Annotated in this window: 17 protein-coding genes and 1 tRNA gene; 9 read left to right on the top strand and 9 right to left on the bottom strand. The window is 57.6% G+C overall.

The window, feature by feature from the left end; translation table 11 throughout:
* Positions 1–3: 3 nt before the first annotated feature.
* Positions 4–1,449 carry a type I glutamate--ammonia ligase gene (gene glnA / locus AGA_RS05205; RefSeq protein ID WP_059023314.1) on the bottom strand — a complete coding sequence of 482 codons (1,446 nt, stop codon included), beginning with the start codon at positions 1,447–1,449 and terminating at the stop codon, positions 4–6.
* A 102-nt stretch (positions 1,450–1,551) separates the two neighbouring features.
* Positions 1,552–1,890 carry a P-II family nitrogen regulator gene (locus tag AGA_RS05200; protein WP_025826259.1) on the bottom strand — a complete coding sequence of 113 codons (339 nt, stop codon included), beginning with the start codon at positions 1,888–1,890 and terminating at the stop codon, positions 1,552–1,554.
* A gap of 240 nt (positions 1,891–2,130) precedes the next feature.
* Between AGA_RS05200 and AGA_RS05195 the strand changes: the two genes are divergently transcribed.
* From AGA_RS05195 to AGA_RS05170, 6 genes are all read left to right on the top strand, one after another.
* Positions 2,131–3,291, top strand: a complete 1,161-nt coding sequence (locus tag AGA_RS05195; RefSeq protein WP_059023313.1) for an aminotransferase — start codon at positions 2,131–2,133, stop codon at positions 3,289–3,291.
* 78 nt (positions 3,292–3,369) lie between these two features.
* Positions 3,370–3,445 (top strand) — tRNA-His (locus AGA_RS05190).
* Positions 3,446–3,626: 181 nt separating this feature from the next.
* Positions 3,627–4,064, top strand: coding sequence for a hypothetical protein (locus AGA_RS05185; protein ID WP_059023312.1), 438 nt, complete (start codon positions 3,627–3,629; stop codon positions 4,062–4,064).
* 275 nt (positions 4,065–4,339) lie between these two features.
* Positions 4,340–5,560, top strand: coding sequence for an NADP-dependent isocitrate dehydrogenase (locus tag AGA_RS05180; RefSeq protein ID WP_059023311.1), 1,221 nt, complete (start codon positions 4,340–4,342; stop codon positions 5,558–5,560).
* 173 nt (positions 5,561–5,733) lie between these two features.
* A complete protein-coding gene (locus AGA_RS05175) occupies positions 5,734–6,753 on the top strand; it encodes an NAD(P)/FAD-dependent oxidoreductase (protein WP_059023310.1) in 1,020 nt (339 codons plus the stop codon).
* A 141-nt stretch (positions 6,754–6,894) separates the two neighbouring features.
* Positions 6,895–8,151: a D-amino acid dehydrogenase gene (locus AGA_RS05170; RefSeq protein ID WP_059023309.1), complete on the top strand. Its 1,257-nt coding sequence runs from the start codon at positions 6,895–6,897 to the stop codon at positions 8,149–8,151.
* A gap of 114 nt (positions 8,152–8,265) precedes the next feature.
* On the opposite strand, the gene AGA_RS05165 is transcribed toward AGA_RS05170, so the two are convergent.
* Both AGA_RS05165 and typA read right to left on the bottom strand, forming a co-directional pair.
* On the bottom strand, positions 8,266–8,538 hold the full coding sequence (locus AGA_RS05165; protein WP_059023308.1) for a hypothetical protein: 273 nt from the start codon (positions 8,536–8,538) through the stop codon (positions 8,266–8,268).
* 363 nt (positions 8,539–8,901) lie between these two features.
* Complete coding sequence (gene typA, locus AGA_RS05160; protein WP_059023307.1) at positions 8,902–10,722, bottom strand: translational GTPase TypA; 1,821 nt, start codon at positions 10,720–10,722, stop codon at positions 8,902–8,904.
* Here typA and AGA_RS13810 point away from each other — a divergent pair.
* Together AGA_RS13810 and AGA_RS05155 are read left to right on the top strand one after the other, a co-directional pair.
* On the top strand, positions 10,624–10,845 hold the full coding sequence (locus tag AGA_RS13810; RefSeq protein ID WP_172793703.1) for a hypothetical protein: 222 nt from the start codon (positions 10,624–10,626) through the stop codon (positions 10,843–10,845). The two genes, typA and AGA_RS13810, sit on opposite strands and share 99 nt — an antisense overlap.
* A gap of 166 nt (positions 10,846–11,011) precedes the next feature.
* Positions 11,012–12,169, top strand: coding sequence for an MFS transporter (locus tag AGA_RS05155; RefSeq protein ID WP_059023306.1), 1,158 nt, complete (start codon positions 11,012–11,014; stop codon positions 12,167–12,169).
* 42 nt (positions 12,170–12,211) lie between these two features.
* Here AGA_RS05155 and AGA_RS05150 read toward each other — a convergent pair whose 3' ends face one another.
* The 5 genes from AGA_RS05150 to AGA_RS05130 form a co-directional block, all read right to left on the bottom strand.
* A complete protein-coding gene (locus tag AGA_RS05150; RefSeq protein WP_059023305.1) occupies positions 12,212–13,444 on the bottom strand; it encodes an SMP-30/gluconolactonase/LRE family protein in 1,233 nt (410 codons plus the stop codon).
* Positions 13,445–13,541: 97 nt separating this feature from the next.
* Positions 13,542–15,002 carry a pyruvate kinase gene (gene pyk / locus AGA_RS05145; RefSeq protein ID WP_059023304.1) on the bottom strand — a complete coding sequence of 487 codons (1,461 nt, stop codon included), beginning with the start codon at positions 15,000–15,002 and terminating at the stop codon, positions 13,542–13,544.
* Positions 15,003–15,036: 34 nt separating this feature from the next.
* Positions 15,037–15,978 carry an SH3 domain-containing protein gene (locus tag AGA_RS05140; RefSeq protein WP_231946035.1) on the bottom strand — a complete coding sequence of 314 codons (942 nt, stop codon included), beginning with the start codon at positions 15,976–15,978 and terminating at the stop codon, positions 15,037–15,039.
* Between the two features lie 191 nt (positions 15,979–16,169).
* Positions 16,170–16,565, bottom strand: coding sequence for a DsrE family protein (locus AGA_RS05135; protein WP_059023302.1), 396 nt, complete (start codon positions 16,563–16,565; stop codon positions 16,170–16,172).
* Positions 16,558–17,331 (bottom strand): HesA/MoeB/ThiF family protein, encoded by a 774-nt coding sequence (locus tag AGA_RS05130; RefSeq protein ID WP_059023301.1) that lies wholly within the window; start codon positions 17,329–17,331, stop codon positions 16,558–16,560. Before AGA_RS05130 ends, AGA_RS05135 begins: the two co-directional genes overlap by 8 nt.
* Positions 17,332–17,523: 192 nt before the next feature.
* On the opposite strand from AGA_RS05130, the gene AGA_RS05125 reads away from it, so the two are divergent.
* Positions 17,524–18,141, top strand: a complete 618-nt coding sequence (locus tag AGA_RS05125) for a DUF2939 domain-containing protein (protein WP_059024663.1) — start codon at positions 17,524–17,526, stop codon at positions 18,139–18,141.
* Positions 18,142–18,152: the final 11 nt, after the last annotated feature.

Here is an 18,152-nt window from a genome sequence, read left to right as displayed (position 1 = left end):
TTATCAGACGGAGTAGTACATTTCGAACTCAACCGGGTGCGGTGTGTGTTCAAAACGGTACACATCGTTCCACTTGAGAGCGATGTAGCTTTCAATCTGGTCTTTGGTGAACACGCCACCAGCCAGCAGGAACTCGTGATCAGCAGTCAGAGCTTCCAGCGCTTCACGCAGGGAGCCTGCAACCGTCGGGATCTGCTTCAGTTCTTCGGGCGGCAGATCGTACAGATCCTTGTCCATGGCATCGCCCGGATGGATCTTGTTTTTAATGCCGTCCAGACCAGCCATCAGCATTGCGGAGAATGCCAGATAGGGGTTTGCCGTCGGATCGGGGAAGCGGACTTCCACGCGCTTGGCTTTGGGGCTGGTTGCGTACGGAATACGGCAGGAAGCGGAGCGGTTGCGGGCGGAGTAAGCCAGCAGCACGGGTGCTTCAAAGCCCGGAATCAGACGCTTGTAGGAGTTGGTGGACGGGTTGGTGAAGGCGTTCAGCGCCTTGGCATGCTTGATGATACCGCCGATGTAGTACAGGGCCGTATCGGACAGGTCTGCGTAACCATTACCAGCAAAGGTAGACTTGCCGTCTTTCCAGATGGACTGGTGAACGTGCATGCCCGAGCCGTTATCGCCGAAAATCGGCTTCGGCATGAACGTAGCCGTCTTGCCGTAGGAATGGGCGACATTGTGCACACAGTATTTGTAAATCTGCATGAAATCGGCAGAGCGGACCAGCGTTTCAAACTTGGTGCCAAGTTCATGCTGGGACTGCGCCACTTCATGGTGGTGCTTTTCAATGGCCAGACCCATTTCGCCCATTGTTGCCAGCATTTCAGCGCGCAGGTCGCTTTCGCTGTCAACCGGAGCAACCGGGAAGTAACCACCCTTTACACCTGGGCGATGGCCCATGTTGCCTTCGGGGTAGTCCTTAAGGGAGGCATCGGGGCCTTCGATGCTGTCGAGCTGGTACTTGCCGTAGTTCGGGCCGGTGCCAAACTGGACGTTATCGAAAATGAAGAACTCGGCTTCGGGACCAAAGAAGGCCGTGTCACCCAGACCGGAGGACTTGAGGTACTGTTCGGCCAGCTTAGCTGTGGAGCGCGGGTCGCGGTTATAGGGCTGCCCGGTGGACGGCTCGATAATATCGCAGAACAGGATGAGCTGCGGACGGGCAGAAAACGGGTCCATAACCGCGGACGTGGCGTCGGGCAGCAGAACCATGTCGCTTTCGTTAATGGCTTTCCAGCCTGCGATGGAAGACCCGTCGAACATGAAGCCGTCGGTAAAGCTGTCTTCCTCAATGGTGCTGACGTGCTGGCACGTATGCTGCCACTTGCCGTGCGTATCCGTAAAACGCAGGTCAACCAGTTCGACCGAATGTTCCTGAATCAGGTCAAAAACCTTGGCAATTGCAGCAGCCTTGCTGTCGCCCGCCGAAGCTGTTTTCTTCACCATGCTCTCTTCACCTAAAAAGCCTGTTATGTTCCGCACCCTGCGGAAACATGCTGTGGAATTATGGAGCGCGCCCCTGCCTGCATCTGCTGCGTGCAGCAGACATCAGATCGCGTCTTCCCCTCGCTCACCCGTGCGGATTCGGACTACGTCATCCACAGGAATCACGAAAATTTTGCCATCACCAATCCGTCCGGTGCGCGCTGCCGTGGAAATGGCTTCCACTGCGCGCTCCACCATGGAAGCGGGACAGACAACCTCGATTTTCATCTTTGGAAGAAAGTCAACGATGTACTCCGCGCCGCGATAAAGCTCTGTATGACCTTTCTGGCGTCCGAAGCCTTTGGCTTCGATCACGGTAATACCCTGTAGCCCGAGCTCGTGAAGGGCTTCCTTCACCTCATCAAGCTTGAAGGGCTTTATAATGGCCTCGATCTTTTTCATCTCGCGTCGTCAACACACCATTGCTGGACCCCCAAGGGGCCTGTACTCTCTTGTTATACGATCTGACCCGTTACAAACCTCAGGCATCAGACCCGGACACACTTGCACGGCTTGAACCGTCGGGCAATCGGGTAGATGCGGATTTGTATCGATAAAGCATTAAACAGAACTTTCAGCCAGACCGCTTCGGCTTCGCCTCCTTCTTTCTTCTTTTCCGTCTTCCGGGCAAGGGAATTTGCAATGACAAAAGCATTTAACAGACAACTTTCTGACCTTCCCGTTACAATCTTTACGGTCATGTCCGCACTGGCCCGCCAGCACGACGCCATCAATCTTGGGCAGGGTTTTCCTGATCAGGAGGGCCCGCAGGACATGATTCGCCTTGCCGCGGATGCCCTGCTTGACGGGCAGAACCAGTATGCACCCTTAACAGGACTGCCCGACCTCCGCGCTGCCGTAGCGGAGGCCAATCTGCGTTTTCAGGGCATTACGGTCGATGCCGATTCGGAAATAGTGGTCACATCCGGCGCTACGGAGGCACTGGCTGCATCCCTTATGGCGCTGATCGAGCCGGGGGATGAAATCGTCCTGATGGAGCCATTGTACGACACTTACCTGCCTGTTGTGCGCCAGTTGGGCGGCATCCCCCACATTGTCCGGCTGGAAGCGCCAGACTGGGCACTGCCAAGGCAGGCGTTGGCCAATGCGTTTTCCACCCGGACTAAGGCCATTATTCTCAACTCGCCCATGAACCCGACCGGGAAGGTGTTCACGGCTGACGAACTGGCCTTTATTGCCTCGCTCGTTCAGCAGCACGACTGCTTTGCCATTTGCGATGAGGTGTATGAGCACCTCGTCTTCAACACGCAGCATATCTCGCTCATGTCCTTGCCCGGTATGCGCGAGCGTTGCCTGCGCATAGGCAGTGCGGGCAAAAGCTTTTCCCTAACCGGCTGGAAGGTGGGCTACGTCACGGCCCCTGCACCACTGGCGGCTGTGGTTGCCAAAGCCCATCAGAACCTTGTGTTTGCCACGCCCCCCAACCTGCAACGCGCGGTAGCCTTTGGCCTCCGCAAGGAGGCAGACTATTTTACCGCCCTGGCACAAAACATGGCCACACAGGGGACCATCCTTGCATCCGGCCTGCAACGTCTGGGGTTTGAGGTGCTCCCTTATCAGGGCAGCTACTTTGTTATGGCGGATATTACACCGCTGGCTCATGGGCTGGATGATGTGGCCTTTACGCGCCTGCTTACGGAACAGGCCCGTGTTACGGCCATCCCCGCTTCTGCTTTTTATGATGACAACCCACCGCGCAACCTCATCCGCTTTGCTTTTTGCAAACGCCCGGAGGTGTTGATAGAAGCCCTGAACCGTCTGAAAGCATGGAAAAACCGGTAAAATGGTTTTTTCCGTGTATTGTGCAATTATCTAATTGACGAACCACGCTCTTTTCTCTAAACGTCCGCTTGCTGTGCGGCGGACGTAGCTCAGCTGGTAGAGCGCCGGTTTGTGGTACCGGTGGTCGCGGGTTCAAGCCCCGTCGTTCGCCCCAGCTTTTATATTCCCTTAAAATTTGTGCTTGAATTGAACCAGATACGTCTGGGCCTTCCTGCATGTGCCTATTGAACACAGCACTGCCCTGCTGTGCCTTAAGGCTGATAACTGCCTTGCTCAGGCCAGAATCCCGCTATGATGTGTTTTCCAACACTCCGGCAATGGCATAAGAAGACGTCATGCAAAGCATGTTTCCCCGCATCAGTCTGTTCGCGCTGTTCATGCTTCCGGCCTGCGCAACGCCTGTCCCCCCGCCCAATACGCCACCGGCTGAATCCTCGTTGTATCAGGCCAAACGCGTCTGCCTGAACACCTACCAGACACAGCCGGGACAAGTGGCGGAAAGCAATATGGGCAAACTGATGAAGTGCCTTGCCAAAGCCACACAAAAATACGGACGACAGGCTTATGGCCCTTACGCTCCCATTTATATGGAAGGGGCATCCAAAGGGGTGGAGGCAGCCCAGTATCTGCATGAGGGGCTTTACACCCCTGACCAGTTTGGGAGCGAAATCGGACTTATTCAGGAGCAGGAAAACTCCGCAATCCTGCAAAAAAAAGCCCAGATGAACGCACCGCTTGACCCGATTTTGCAGCCCGTACCCGCCAATCCTTAATACGAGCAGACGCCCCGCTCGCCCACACCACAACAATGCGGGACCGGCCCCTGCCCCATGACCAGAATGTGATAACAGCGGCCATAGCGCCATAAAACCGGGCTTTTCTGCCCGATACCCTCCAAAATCCGACCATTTCTGTCCGGAACGTGATGGCCCCGGCGGTTTACGGCTACGATAAGCTGTTCAATCCATAAGATGCATGACGCTCATACACATTGCGCAGCGCTCAATGAGAACAACAAGAAAACCATGTCGGAAATGGATTGGTAATCATGGCTAAAATCAAGGTCAAAAACCCGGTTGTGGAAATGGACGGGGATGAAATGACCCGCATTATCTGGCACTTCATCCGCGAGCGGTTGATCCTGCCCTATCTGGATATTGACCTCAAATACTACGATCTGGGTATTGAACACCGTGACGCCACGCAAGATCAGGTAACGGTTGATGCGGCCGAAGCCACTAAACGCTACGGGGTTGCGGTCAAATGCGCCACGATCACCCCGGATGAAGCTCGCGTGGCCGAGTTCGGTCTAAAAAAAATGTACCGCTCCCCCAATGGCACCATTCGCAACATTCTGGATGGCACCATTTTCCGCGAGCCCATTATCTGCTCCAACGTGCCCCGTCTGGTGCCCCACTGGACCAAGCCGATTGTTATTGGCCGCCATGCCTACGGTGATATTTACCGGGCAGCGGAAACCAGAATACCCGGCCCCGGCAAGGTAACGCTGAACTACGTGCCCGATGATGGGGGCGAACCCATTATGCTGGATGTGCATGACTTCAAAGGCCCCGGCGTAACGTTGGGTATGCATAATACCCGCGCCTCCATAGAAGGTTTTGCACGGGCCTCCCTCTCCTACGGTCGGGACCGCAAACTGCCTGTTTACCTGTCCACCAAGAACACCATTCTCAAAGCCTATGACGGCATGTTCAAGGATGTGTTCGCACAGGTGTACGAACAGGAGTTCAAAGCCGAGTTCGAAAAACTGGGCCTAACCTACGAACACCGCCTGATTGATGACATGGTAGCCTGTGCTCTCAAATGGCCGGGTGGCTATGTGTGGGCCTGCAAAAACTACGATGGGGATGTGGAAAGCGATATTGTTGCGCAGGGTTTTGGCAGCCTTGGCCTGATGACCTCTGTTCTGCTCAGCCCATCGGGAGATGTAGTGGAGGCCGAGGCCGCCCACGGCACGGTCACCCGCCACTACCGCGAACATCAGAAGGGCAACCCCACCAGCACCAACCCTATTGCATCTATTTTTGCATGGACTCGCGGGTTAGCTTACCGCGGCCGGTTCGATAACACGCCCGATGTTGTGCACTTTGCCAACACGCTGGAAAAAGTGTGCATCGAGACGGTGGAAGGTGGTCAGATGACCAAGGATCTGGCGCAGCTCGTCGGCAAAAACACCCAGTGGCTTGATACCCAGCCGTTTCTGGATGTGCTTGACGAACGGCTTAAAAAAGAACTGGCAAAAGCCTGATACCCCGTATTGTTGCAGGTCCGTTTGTTGCGGACCTGCAATCTTATCCGCAACAGCTCATTCTGCCTGCCAAATATGCTTGGAAACACGCCATTTGCCATTGCGTCCAGACCAGTGCTGACGCAAAACAGGGCATTGAATCTTAGCATAACCTTAAGAGCAGGAACCTGCGTATGTCAGACATACCCGCAGAAACAGACGTTGCCATTATCGGCGCTGGCCCGGCCGGGCTGTTTGCCGCTTTCCAATGCGCCATGCTGCGCCTGCGTTGCGTGCTGATTGATGTCCTCCCCGAAGTGGGTGGCCAGTGCGCAGCCCTGTACCCCGAAAAACCGATTTACGACATTCCCGCCTGCCCAGCCGTGGAAGGTGCGGAACTGATTGCCAATCTGGAACGCCAGATTGCACCTTTTAATGTGCCCCGTATGCTCAAGCAGCGGGTGGAAAGCCTGAGTGGCCAGCGCGGGGACTTCTCCCTCACCACCGATAAGGGGACCAACCTGCGCGCCAAGGCGGTTATCATTGCGGCAGGAGCTGGCGCTTTTGGTCCCAACCGCCCACCACTGGATGGCCTGACCGATTTTGAAGAAAGCGGTGCAGTCCAATATTATGTACGGCGCAAGGCTGACTTTCAGAACAAACGCATTGTCATTGCAGGTGGAGGAGATTCCGCGCTGGACTGGGCGCTCTCCCTCAAGGACCTAGCCGCAAAACTGTATCTGGTGCACCGTCGTGACCGCTTCCGTGGTGCGCCGGAAAGCCTGCGCCAACTGGAAGAGGCCGTCGCGGCCGGGCAGATTGAAAAAGTCGTGCCCTACCAACTTCATGCCCTGCGGGGAGACAACGGTGCGCTCAGCGGCGTGGATGTGATTGATATGGATGGCGCAACCCGCACGCTGGATGCAGATATACTGCTCCCATTCTTTGGTCTGGCAACAGACCTTGGCCCCGTTGCACGGTGGGGTATGGACACCCAGCGTTCCACCATCCCCGTCACCCCGTCCAATTGCGAGACCAGTCTGCCGGGCGTTTTTGCCATTGGGGACGTGGCGACCTATCCGGGCAAACTCAAGCTGATCCTGCAAGGCTTTAGCGAGGCAGCCATGGCGGCCCACGCCATTCATCCCATAATTTACCCCGAGCAGGCCTTGCACTTCGAATATTCGACCAGCAAGGGCGTGCCTGCGGCGTAAACCTCCACCTCAGCCTGTCTGGCAATTTGCCATAATACCACCCCCTTTGCGGGGTAAGTCATAACGGGCAAGGAGCCAGCAGGCCCCAGTTCCATACAGGCGGGAGGAGAGTCCCTCCCATCCTCTCATAAGGATGAAGCCGTGCAAGTCATTATTCTTGGTGCAGGTGTTGTAGGCGTTACGTCTGCCTGGTACCTGAACGCTCTGGGGCATGACGTAACTGTTATTGACCGCCAGTCAGCCCCTGCTCAGGAAACATCCTTTGCCAATGCGGGGCAGGTGTCCCCCGGTTATTCTTCCCCGTGGGCTGCCCCAGGTCTGCCCTGGCAGGCCATGAAATGGATGCTGCACCCACGCCATAGCCCACTGGTTATTCGCAAACGGCTGGATATGGCCATGCTGCGCTGGATCCAGCAACTGCTCAAAAACTGTAATGCCCAGTCCTATGCGCTTAACAAAAGCCGCATGTTACGTGTGGCAGAATATAGCCGCGACTGCCTTGACGCCCTGCGTGAGGAAACCGGCATTACCTATGATGACCGGCAACAAGGGCTGATCCAGCTTTTTCGGACAGATAAACAGATCAGCAAAGCCCAGCGCGACATGCGCCTGCTGACCGAAAGCGGGATTCCGCACCAGTTACTGGCTGTGGACGAAATTCTGGAGCACGAACCGGGACTTCTCCATTCCGCTCATCTGCTCAAAGGGGGGCTGTTCCTCCCCAATGACCAGTCCGGGGATGCGCATACCTTTACCCAACGTCTGGCCCGCATGGCAGAAGCAAAGGGTGTGCGCTTTCTTTATCAAACCACCATACAGGGGTTGGATGCTACGGCAGACAAGGTGGTATCTATCCGCACCAGTGCGGGACATCTGCACGCGGATGCCTATATTATGGCGCTAGGGAGTTACAGCCCCCGCCTGCTGCGCCCGCTTGGCCTGCGGCTGCCTGTGTACCCCGTTAAAGGCTATTCCCTTACCCTCCCCCTGACGGATGAGAGCCACGCCCCGGCCGCTACGGTAAATGATGCAGCCTACAAGGTTTCCATCACAAGGCTGGGCAACAGAATACGGGTGGGCGGTACAGCCGAGTTAACAGGCTATAACCTCAAGCTCAGCCCCGACCGGCGGGAAACACTGGAACTGTCTTTTTCCGAGCTTTACGGCGGCGGGGATCTGAGCGCCGCCACTTATTGGACCGGCCTACGCCCCTGCACGCCAGATGGCACACCAGTTATTGGCCCGGCCGCCCCGTTTCGTAATCTGTGGCTCAACACCGGTCACGGCACATTGGGCTGGACAATGGCCTGTGGGTCCGGCCGCCTGATAGCCGATATGATTGATGGCCGGAAAACCGACATTCCAGCGCTTGATCTGGCTTTGAACCGTTACGGCTGACCATAACAAAAGGGCCAGAGAGTAACCCTCTCTGGCCCTTTTGTTTAAAGGCACTCACGCCTCCATTCTGTAGGTGGGCCGGCTTACACCGCCCACCCGACCAGAGTGGAAGAATTACTGAGCGGATTCAGCAGCCGGAGCAGCTTCACCTTCAGCAGCTTTCTTGGCACCGTGCTTACCGTGGTGCTTGCCACCATGCTTGCCGTGCTTGCCAGCGTGCTTTTCGGCTTTCTTGCCTTCTTCAGCAGCGGCAGGAGCAGCAGGTTCAGAAGCGGCCGGAGCAGCTACCGGTGCAGCAGGAGCAGCAGCTTCCTGAGCGAAAGAAGGAACAGCAGCGCCCATCAGGGCAACAGTGGAAAGAGCTGCGAGCAGACGACGAGAAATCATGTCTTAAATCTCCAATACAACCGGCCAAAACGCCTCAGATTCTACGGCGGCTAACCGTGCGTAGAACCCAACCGGTTTCTGATTACATGCATATCACGGCATAAACAGGTCGTCTGCGTTTAAAATTTGTGCAATATTTGCACATATTATGTGCGTAACGCACTAGCGCCATAGTTTTGCCACATTCAAGTAAAGCACAAACAAAAAACTGCCCATCAAGGGCAGTTTTCCTCATATGTGGTCAGGATTACCGTGTTTTCTGGCCAGAATTGCGCCACAAAAAAACTCACCTGCGCCACATAGTGCTGACTGATCTAGAGGCAAAAAAGTAGGGGCCACACTAACTGTGTGGCCCCTGCCCAATCAACCTTCGCGGCTCTTGGAACGCTTCTTACGCTCGTTCGGATCAAGGTAGCGCTTACGCAGACGAATGGCGGAGGGCGTTACCTCAACCAGTTCATCATCTTCAATGTAAGCAATAGCCTGTTCCAAAGACATACGGCGCGGCGGGGTCAGCATCAGAGCTTCGTCCTTGCCGGATGCACGCATGTTGGTCAGCTTCTTTTCACGAACCGGGTTCACTTCCAGATCGTTTTCACGGGAATGCTCACCAATGATCATGCCGACGTAAACTTTTTCGCCAGCATCCACAAACAGCGTCCCACGTTCCTGCAGGGAGAACAGGGAGTACGTTGTGGTGTTGCCATCTTCAGCAGAGATCAGGGAGCCATTGCGGCGTCCTTCAATGCTGCCAGCATACGGCTGATAACCATGGAACAGACGGTTCATGATCCCCGTGCCGCGCGTGTCGGTCAGGAATTCGCCGTGGTAACCGATCAGCCCGCGTGAGGGGATGATGAAGGTCAGACGAACCTTGTCGCCACCGGAGGGACGCATGTCCTGCATCTGGCCTTTACGCAGAGACATCTTCTCCACGACCACGCCGGAATAGGGTTCGTCCACGTCAATGGTGACTTCTTCGTACGGTTCTTCACGTTCACCGGTTTCTTCGTTCGTGCGGAACAGCACGCGCGGACGACCGATGGTCAGTTCGAACCCTTCACGACGCATGGTTTCGATCAGTACGCCGAGCTGAAGTTCGCCGCGACCGGCCACTTCAAACGCTTCGCTTTCCGGGCTGTCGGTCACACGAATAGCAATGTTGCTTTCGGTTTCCTTGAACAGACGGTCACGAATCTGGCGGGACGTAACCTTTTTGCCTTCACGGCCACCCAGAGGGCCATCGTTCAGGCGGAAGGTCATGGACAGGGTCGGCGGATCAACCGGAATGGCTTCCAGCGGCTCTGCAACTTCAGGTGCAGCAATCGTGTCCGGGATGGTAGCTTCGGACAGACCGGCCACGGCCACAATGTCCCCTGCTTCCACTTCTTCAACCGCAACGCGGTCAAGACCACGGAAGGAGAGCAGCTTGGTCAGACGACCCGTTTCCACCACGGAACCATCGGCACGCAGCACCTTAACCGGCATGTTCACACGGGCACGGCCCTGCTCCACACGCCCGGTCAGCACGCGACCAAGGAAGTTGTCATTCTCAAGGATTGTAGCCGTCATGGCGAACGGCTTTTCCTTGTCCAGCGAAGGCGCGGGAACATGCTTGAGGATCAGGTCAAACATGGGGCTCAGGTCCTTGCGCGGCCCTTCCAGCTCCGTGTCGGCCCAGCCTTGACGGCCAGAAGCATACAGCATGGGGAAGTCGAGCTGTTCGTCATTCGCACCCAGAGCTGCGAACAGGTCGAACACTTCGTTATGAACTTCGTCCGGGCGGGCATCGCCACGGTCGATCTTGTTCACAACCACGATCGGCTTCAGCCCACGGGCCAGAGCCTTGCCCACAACGAACTTGGTCTGGGGCAGAGCGCCTTCTGCAGAGTCGACCAGCACAACCGCGCCGTCCACCATGCTCAGAATACGTTCCACTTCCCCGCCAAAGTCGGCGTGTCCGGGGGTGTCGATAATGTTGATGCGGGTATTTTTCCACACAACAGAGGTGCATTTCGCCAGAATGGTAATACCACGCTCACGTTCCAGATCATTGCTGTCCATGGCACGTTCAGCAACGTGCTGATGCTCATGGAAAGAGCCAGACTGTTTCAGCAGTTCATCAACGAGAGTGGTCTTGCCATGATCGACGTGTGCAATGATGGCGATATTGCGGATATCCATGAAGTCGGCCTGATTGCTCCTGCGCGCCTTACCGCCTCCTTCGTGCTTGAAAGGGCGGTCAGCGATCGCTGTGGTGTTTGCGTGGCCGCACAAATAGCCTTCCCGGCACCAGAATGCACGTAAAATTCTTATGTCCCTGCCACATGGGGGTTGACCTCAGCCATTCGCGCGTCAGAACCAGAGCAACATAACAGAGGGTCCGTACCTGCGGGCAAAGCAGAACCGCTGCCGACTCTACCTGTTCTTTTTTGTTTTACGCCTCCTTTGTCCACCTCCCCGAAAGGACCGCATGTCGGGCTACGTGACACAGCCGAATACGCGCATCCAATTTTTGCCCACTGCAACTCTTATACTCATGGGGCTTGTTTTTGGGCTGGTCATGGGGTTGGGCGCGCCACTTTTTACGCTGGACCTGACAGACCGGGGCTACGGCGCGGGCATGGTGGCCGCCAACAGCATGATGCACGCCTTGGGCGCACTGGCCATGGCCCCTTTCATGCCCCTGCTGGCAACACGGCTGGGGCCAAGGCGGGCCATTTTTCTGGCATTGGTGGGGGGCAGCGTAACACTTCTGCTGTTTCCACTGAGCAGCTCAATATGGCCCTGGTTCCCACTGCGCATCCTGCTGGGCGCGTTTTGCGAGATTATTCTGGTCCTGTCCGAAAGCTGGCTGAACCAGATAACAGATAACCACGCCCGAGGCCGCGTCATGGGGTTGTACAGCACCCTGCTCTCCGTTGGCATTGCCATTGGGCCTGCGCTACTCAGCGTAACCGGCCGGCAGGGTAATCTGCCTTTTTGGGGCACTGCGGCCATTCTGCTTGTGGCAGCGGCGGCAACTCTCCCCCCGTGGATGGTCACGCCCCCTCCCGCAGCCCCTACACAGCACAAACTGCTGCGCTACCTGTGGCTGGCCCCCATCGCCATTACCGCCACGTTGCTCATTGCCATGCTGGATGGGGCAGCCACATCTTTTCTGGCACTTTATGCCATTCAGTCTGGCTGGAGTGAGCGGGCTGCGACCCTGTTGCTGAGTGTCATGCTGCTTGGCGCAACTGTTATGCAGGTGCCTATTGGCTGGGTAGGAGACCGCACAAACCGCCGTTACCTGCTGATTATTCTGGCCCTTATGGCCTGTGGTGGCGCGCTGCTCTGGCCAATGGCCATTCGCCAGCCAGCCCTCGCCTATCCGTTACTATTTGTCTGGGATGGCGCATTTGCCAGCCTGTATTCCGTTGCCATGGCCGCAGCAGGCAACCGTTACCGGGATGGAGACCTGATTGCCATTTACGCACTGTGCTCTCTGGCATGGGGCATAGGCAGCTTTACCGGCCCTGCCATAAGTGCGGCCGCCATGCAGGCCAGCCCACATGGACTGGCCCTTTTTGCCGCAACGCTCTGTGGCCTGTTTGCGCTGCTTCCCCTGCTTTTGAAAAAAAGCGTCTAACCCCCGCCCGACCGGGCTGCTCACAAACCGTGCAAGGCAGCCTTAGGCCGGACCGGCACCCTGCGTGTTGACCTGCAACCGATAGAGCGATTCCCCCGCACACATAAACAGCCAATCCCGCTTGGGACCGCCAAATGTCAGGTTGGAAACACCATGCGGCAGACGGATGCGGCCTATAAGATGCCCATCCGGGTTAAACACAAACACGCCGCACAACCCTAGCGGCCCACTCACCCCACACCAGAGGTTCCCGTAAATATCGGCCTTCAGACCGTCGGGGATCATCTGCACGCCTTCAAAGCGCATGTTGGTCAAAAGGCGTGGGTTAGATAAGGGGAGTTCCTGTTTGTGCAGGTCAAACACATGCACGGACATATCCCCATCATGCCCACCCGGTCCGCTCTGCCGCCCTGTGGAAATAACATACAGGCGCGAAAAATCGGGAGAAAAGCAAAGGCCATTGGGGTTGGGTAACTGCTCCTGCGTCAGTACCACATCTATCCGACCCGAAGGGTCAACCCGGAATGTGTGGTCGGGCTGTTTGTGCATCCCTCCCACAGCCCCTATCAGCTCCTCGCCAATCCGCCAGCGGATGCGACCATCGGGGTTAGCCTCCCCTCCCGCTGCATCGGCGTGCCCTTCGGCAATGCTATCTCCGTACCCCGGATCGGTGAACCATATGCTGCCATCGGGGTGGGCAATCACATCATTGGGGGAGTTCAGAGGTTTGCCCTCAAAATGGTCGGCCACCACATGCACGGCCCCATCGTGCTCCCACCGCACAACGCGGCGCAAAAAATGCTCGCATGAAATCTGGCGGCCCACGTAGTCAAACGTTGTTCCGTTGCAATGGTACGCCTCTGGACGAAAAACCGTTACGTCCCCTGTTTCCCACAGGTAGCGGTACTGTCGGCTTGTTACCGTATCACTGAACAGAAGGTAGCGTCCTTCAGCCGACCAGGCCGGGCCTTCTATCCACACGCCCTTATCCCACACACGGTGGATAGTCGCGTTACCGCTCACCAGGTCCCGGAAGGAACGGTCGATCACCACCACGTCCGGGTCCGGTGCGTAGGATGGCGGGGCATCTGGCCCCCACTGCCGTGGGGGATGGGTGGTCACATCTGGCAAAAAGGCCTTGCTGGCCGTGTCCGCGTCCGCAGCTGATGCTGTTTTAAACAGCCCTGCCTGTGGAAGCACCAGCCCGGCAGACAGGCCGGACAACCCCTTGAGCACCTTCCGTCTGACCAACCTGTTGCTTACTGAGGTTACCATTTGCGCCCCTTGTGCCTTAACGTACCGATGCGCCGACAATGCGGCCATCGCCCGGTTCCGACCCCCGCACATACCGTGCCGCAGGGGAGCTGTCACCTCAGGGAATTTTGGCAACCCTGAGCAGGTTGGTGGAGCCACTAACCCCAAATGGAACACCCGCAGCGATAACCACCGAGTCCCCTGTAGAACCAACCTGCGCACGCCCGACAACATCCAGCGCGTCCGCTACCATCTGCTCCACGGTGGTAGACATTGTATGCGGTGGGCTGACAAATGCGTGCACCCCCCAGACAAGCGCCAAACGGCGCGCGGCCTGCGCTGTTGGCGTAACCCCCAGCACCGGGCAAGTCGGCCGTTCACGCGCAATACGCAGGGCCGTTGCTCCGCGATGTGTGTAAGCCACAATGGCGGGCGAATGGAGCGTTGCTGCAACCTGCTGGGCGGCGCTGGCTATGGCATCTGCAACGTAATCTTCCGGCGCCAGACGGGCTGCGGCCATATGGGCCTGCCACCCTGCATCCTGCTCCACCCGCCATAAGATGCGGTTCATAATCTGCACAGCCTCACGCGGGTATTGCCCGGCTGCCGATTCCGCCGAGAGCATGACCGCATCGGCACCATCAAACACCGCCGCCGCCACATCCGATGCCTCGGCCCGCGTGGGCGTTGGGGCGGCAATCATGCTTTCCAGCATCTGGGTTGCCACCACAACCGGCTTACCCAGCCGCCGGGCCTCACGGATAATCCGCTTCTGAACAAGCGGTACACTTTCTGGCGGGAGTTCCACCCCCAGATCACCGCGCGCGACCATAACCGCATCGCTCAGTTCCAGAATTGCGGCCAGATTATCCACCGCCTGCGGTTTTTCCAGCTTGGCCAGCAGCGCAGCCCGTTCGCCTACAAGGGCCCGCGCCTGAATAAGGTCCTCCGGGCGCTGCACAAAGGAAAGGGCAATATAATCCACCCCCAGCTCCAGTGCGTAGGCCAGATCACTTTTGTCCTTTTCCGTCAGAGCCGGAATAGGCAGAGCGACATCAGGAACATTCACACCTTTATGGTCGGAGAGCGGGCCACCCGTTTCCACCCGCGTTTCCAGCCAGTCCGGCCCGGCCTTTTCGACCACAACCGCCAGCTTGCCATCATCCATCAGCAACCGACTGCCCGGATGTGCCACCTTAATGATTTCGGGATGGGGCAACTGCACACGCGTGCCATCCCCTAGTTGATCCGACAGGTCAAAGCGAAAGGTGGCTCCGGGTGCCAGCGTAACTTTGCCATCCTTGAAGCGACCAACCCGGAGCTTTGGCCCCTGCATATCGGCCAGAATACCAATAGGCCGCCCCAGTTCCTGCTCAATCTGCCTGACAAGAGCATGACGACTGGCGTGGTCGGCATGTGTTCCGTGAGAGAAGTTGAAGCGGAACACATCGGCCCCTGCCAGCGCAAGGTCGCGGATGGTTGCGTAATCGGAGGAGGCGGGCCCCAGTGTCGCAACAATTTTGGTACGACAGATGGCGGCCTCTGTTTTTTTGGAATCCGGCGTTGTGACTAGAGACATGGCTCTGCTTCTCCTTACCCATTCGCCGGAAAAATTATGACGGGTTGATGGCGTCCTCTGCATCAACACCCCAGATGGCCCGGCGAGGCACCCATCCGTTATATTGCTTGACCGAGACCTTGCACCAGGCAACGCCTGCCGCACATTCCTTGATGGAACCAACCGTACCCGGCCGCAACACGGCAACAATGCTGGCATCCTCACTGGCGCTGGCGCGCATTAGCACCACACCCGGCATTTTTCTGGCTTCCTCAGCCGTGCCAACACTTGCCAGCACCCGAGCATCCATATGGCCGGAAGGCAAGACTTTCTCTCCATCCTTCCCCGTCTGGGACGGAATAGGCGTCTCGTCCCCCGGAGGTTCCCCCGGCACCAGAAAATCGCGCCCGCCTGCCAATGTGGCCTGCTGCATCCAGCCTTTCTGCCCGGTCTGGTCTTCCACCAGCCGCCAGACATCAAATTCCCGTTCAATCCGTACTGGCATTCCCCGGCGATGATAGACCCAGAGAATAGGGAAGCGCTGCCCCGGCCCGGCCCGCATATTCACCTCATCCGAACGCAGGGCGGCATAACGCGGCAACGGCAGGCCCGTTACGCTCCCTTTTGCCGGGTCAGTCTGCACGCCAGCATCTGGTGCTGCCATATCGGGCGATGCCGCGGCACTGGCGGCTCCCACCGCAGCGCCTGTTGCCGCGGCCCCTGCGGCAACCGCTGCCGTATGAGGCCGTGCGGGAGCATGGGCGCCAGCCTGTGCCGCTGTATGACCCTGCGCATGTTTTTTGTGATGCTTTGTTTTCTTGCCGCTACTGGCCGCAGCCACACCACTCTTGGCTGCCGCCTTGCTGCTGCCAGCCTTGTGTGCCGTTGTGGCATGTGTGGCCGCAGTCGCATGTTTATGATGCTTGTCGGCAGGAGGCGTTGTTGTTGTCGTGGTCGCCGCACCGACAGACGCCGTAATGCCAGAAAAAGCTGCCATACAGCCCGCCACACAGGCAAGCAGACGAAACCGGAAAGAAGAGCAAATGCACATCATGCCTGCATCCCTGCCAAGAGAGCGGCGCGGGAGCAAGAGGCTCCGCAAACTTCGCTCACCGCTTTACGTCGCACAGCAGAACAGGCAGACGCCACAACCCGGTTCAAACCTGCCTGCACCCTGCTATGCACCATTTAAAATACCAGTTGTCTGGCTGCACCGGCCCGATCAAAAAAACTGGGCAAGCCCACGGTTTCAACCTCTGGCAGCAGATCCTGCGCAACAAGACCCATCGTTTTTACACCGGAGTCGCAAACCATAAAGGTGGCTCCCATATCCACCATCGCCTCACGCAGCACGTCCAGCCCGGCCACACCGGCCTGCTCCCGCTTTTGCGCGGCGGCTCCATCTTCCAGACCATGCCAGTCCCGGCTAAAGGCGCATACGCCTGCACCCATGCCAAAAAGCAGAACATTCTGCCCCATCGCCGCAGCCGTGGCAGCCAACATATAAGCCGCGTGCAGGCGCTCGTACCGGGCTTCCACAATCACCAATGCCAGATCAAACGGTTTGGCCAGAGCATCAACCATGTTGCCGCCCTCCGCCACAGACCGGGCAGGCCGGGTCCGCACTGAGGGCCATGGTTGTAAACTTCATGCGTAACGCATCCCACATGAGCAACTGCCCCACATCGGACTCGCCTATCCCCAGAATTTCCTTCAGGGCCTGCGTGGCCTGCAAGGTGCCCATAACCCCTGTAACCGCGCCCAGCACGCCGGCCTCGCCACAGCTCAGGCCCGATGCCTCTCCATCGGTTGCAGGGTAGAGGCAGTTGTAACACCCACCGCCGCGTTCTGGGCTGAATGTTGCCAGTTGCCCTTCAAACCGTTGCACCGCAGCAGAGACCAACACCTTGCCCGCCCGCACGCACGCTGCGTTAACCGCGTAGCGCGTGGCAAAGTTGTCGCATCCATCGCACACCAGATCATACCGGGATACGAGGTCCTGCGCACTCTGCCCATCCAGCCGGGCATCCCATGTCTCGACCACAATTTCCGGGTTCAGGGCTGTCAGCCGTTCATGTGCGGACTCCACCTTTTTCTGCCCTACGGAGGGCGTGGTGTGCAGCACCTGCCGCTGGAGGTTGGACAGTTCCACCACATCGTCATCCACCAGACCGATTCGGCCTACGCCTGCGGCAGCCAGATACAAAGCCGCTGGCGCACCCAGCCCACCGGCCCCCACCACAAGCACGGATGCGTTCTTTAACGCGGCCTGACCGATGCCGCCGACCTCGGGCAACAAAATGTGGCGAGAATAGCGCTGGATTTCATTTTCGCTGAGGTCAAGCTTCATTGGTCTCTTTTACCCGCTCCTGAACATTCGGTGAGCCGACGGGGCTGCAACATACGTTATGAGCAACCTAACACCGTGTAACAAAGGTCATATTTTTGTAATAACGCATGGAACCATGCACATTATTATGTGGTTAGAAGATGGTATCTGTTATATAAGAATTGCAACAAGCGCATACGAGGAATGTGTACCATGACAACCTCCACCCAGCCCGGACCGACAATCCGGCCAGCCAGTCTGCCCCGGCGCCAGACCGCGCGCCGGGTGTGTGTTGCCACGGCAGCCGCGTCATTCGGCCTTTATCTGGCATCCCCTTTTGTTACGCTGTGGTCTGCGGCCATAGACCTGCAACACCACGATGCCACGGCACTGGGGCGGATGATCAACTGGGCCGCACTGGATGCCTCCCTTAAACGGCAGACACTTGCCGGTCTGCACCTGAACATGCAGCCCGCAGCGGACGAACTGCCCGAATTCGGGTCCTCTTTTGCTTCCACCGCTGTATCCAATGCTGTGGATACAACAGTGACACAGGCCAACCTTGGCACGCTGATAGATGAAGCCATGCCTGCAACGCCCACTGCGGCACAGGCGGCGCCCTCTTTTGCATCGCTGGCAACGCGGGCGTCTGTCCACTTCAACCGGCTGGACCAGTTTGTTATGGAGCTGCCACTCCCCGGCCATGAGCGTGAAACACCCTTGCGGGTTGAACTGCGGATTCAGGGCTGGCACTGGAAAATTAATAATGTGGAACTGCCCATGCGGCGCGAGCCAATTATGCAGGCAGCGGCCACACCGTCCAACGCCTGAGACAACGCAAC

The sequence above is a fragment of the Acetobacter ghanensis genome (assembly GCF_001499675.1).
Taxonomy (GTDB): Bacteria; Pseudomonadota; Alphaproteobacteria; order Acetobacterales; family Acetobacteraceae; genus Acetobacter; species Acetobacter ghanensis.
The sequence above is the reverse complement of the archived record's forward strand: the minus strand, read 5'-3'. Positions and strand labels throughout refer to the sequence as shown.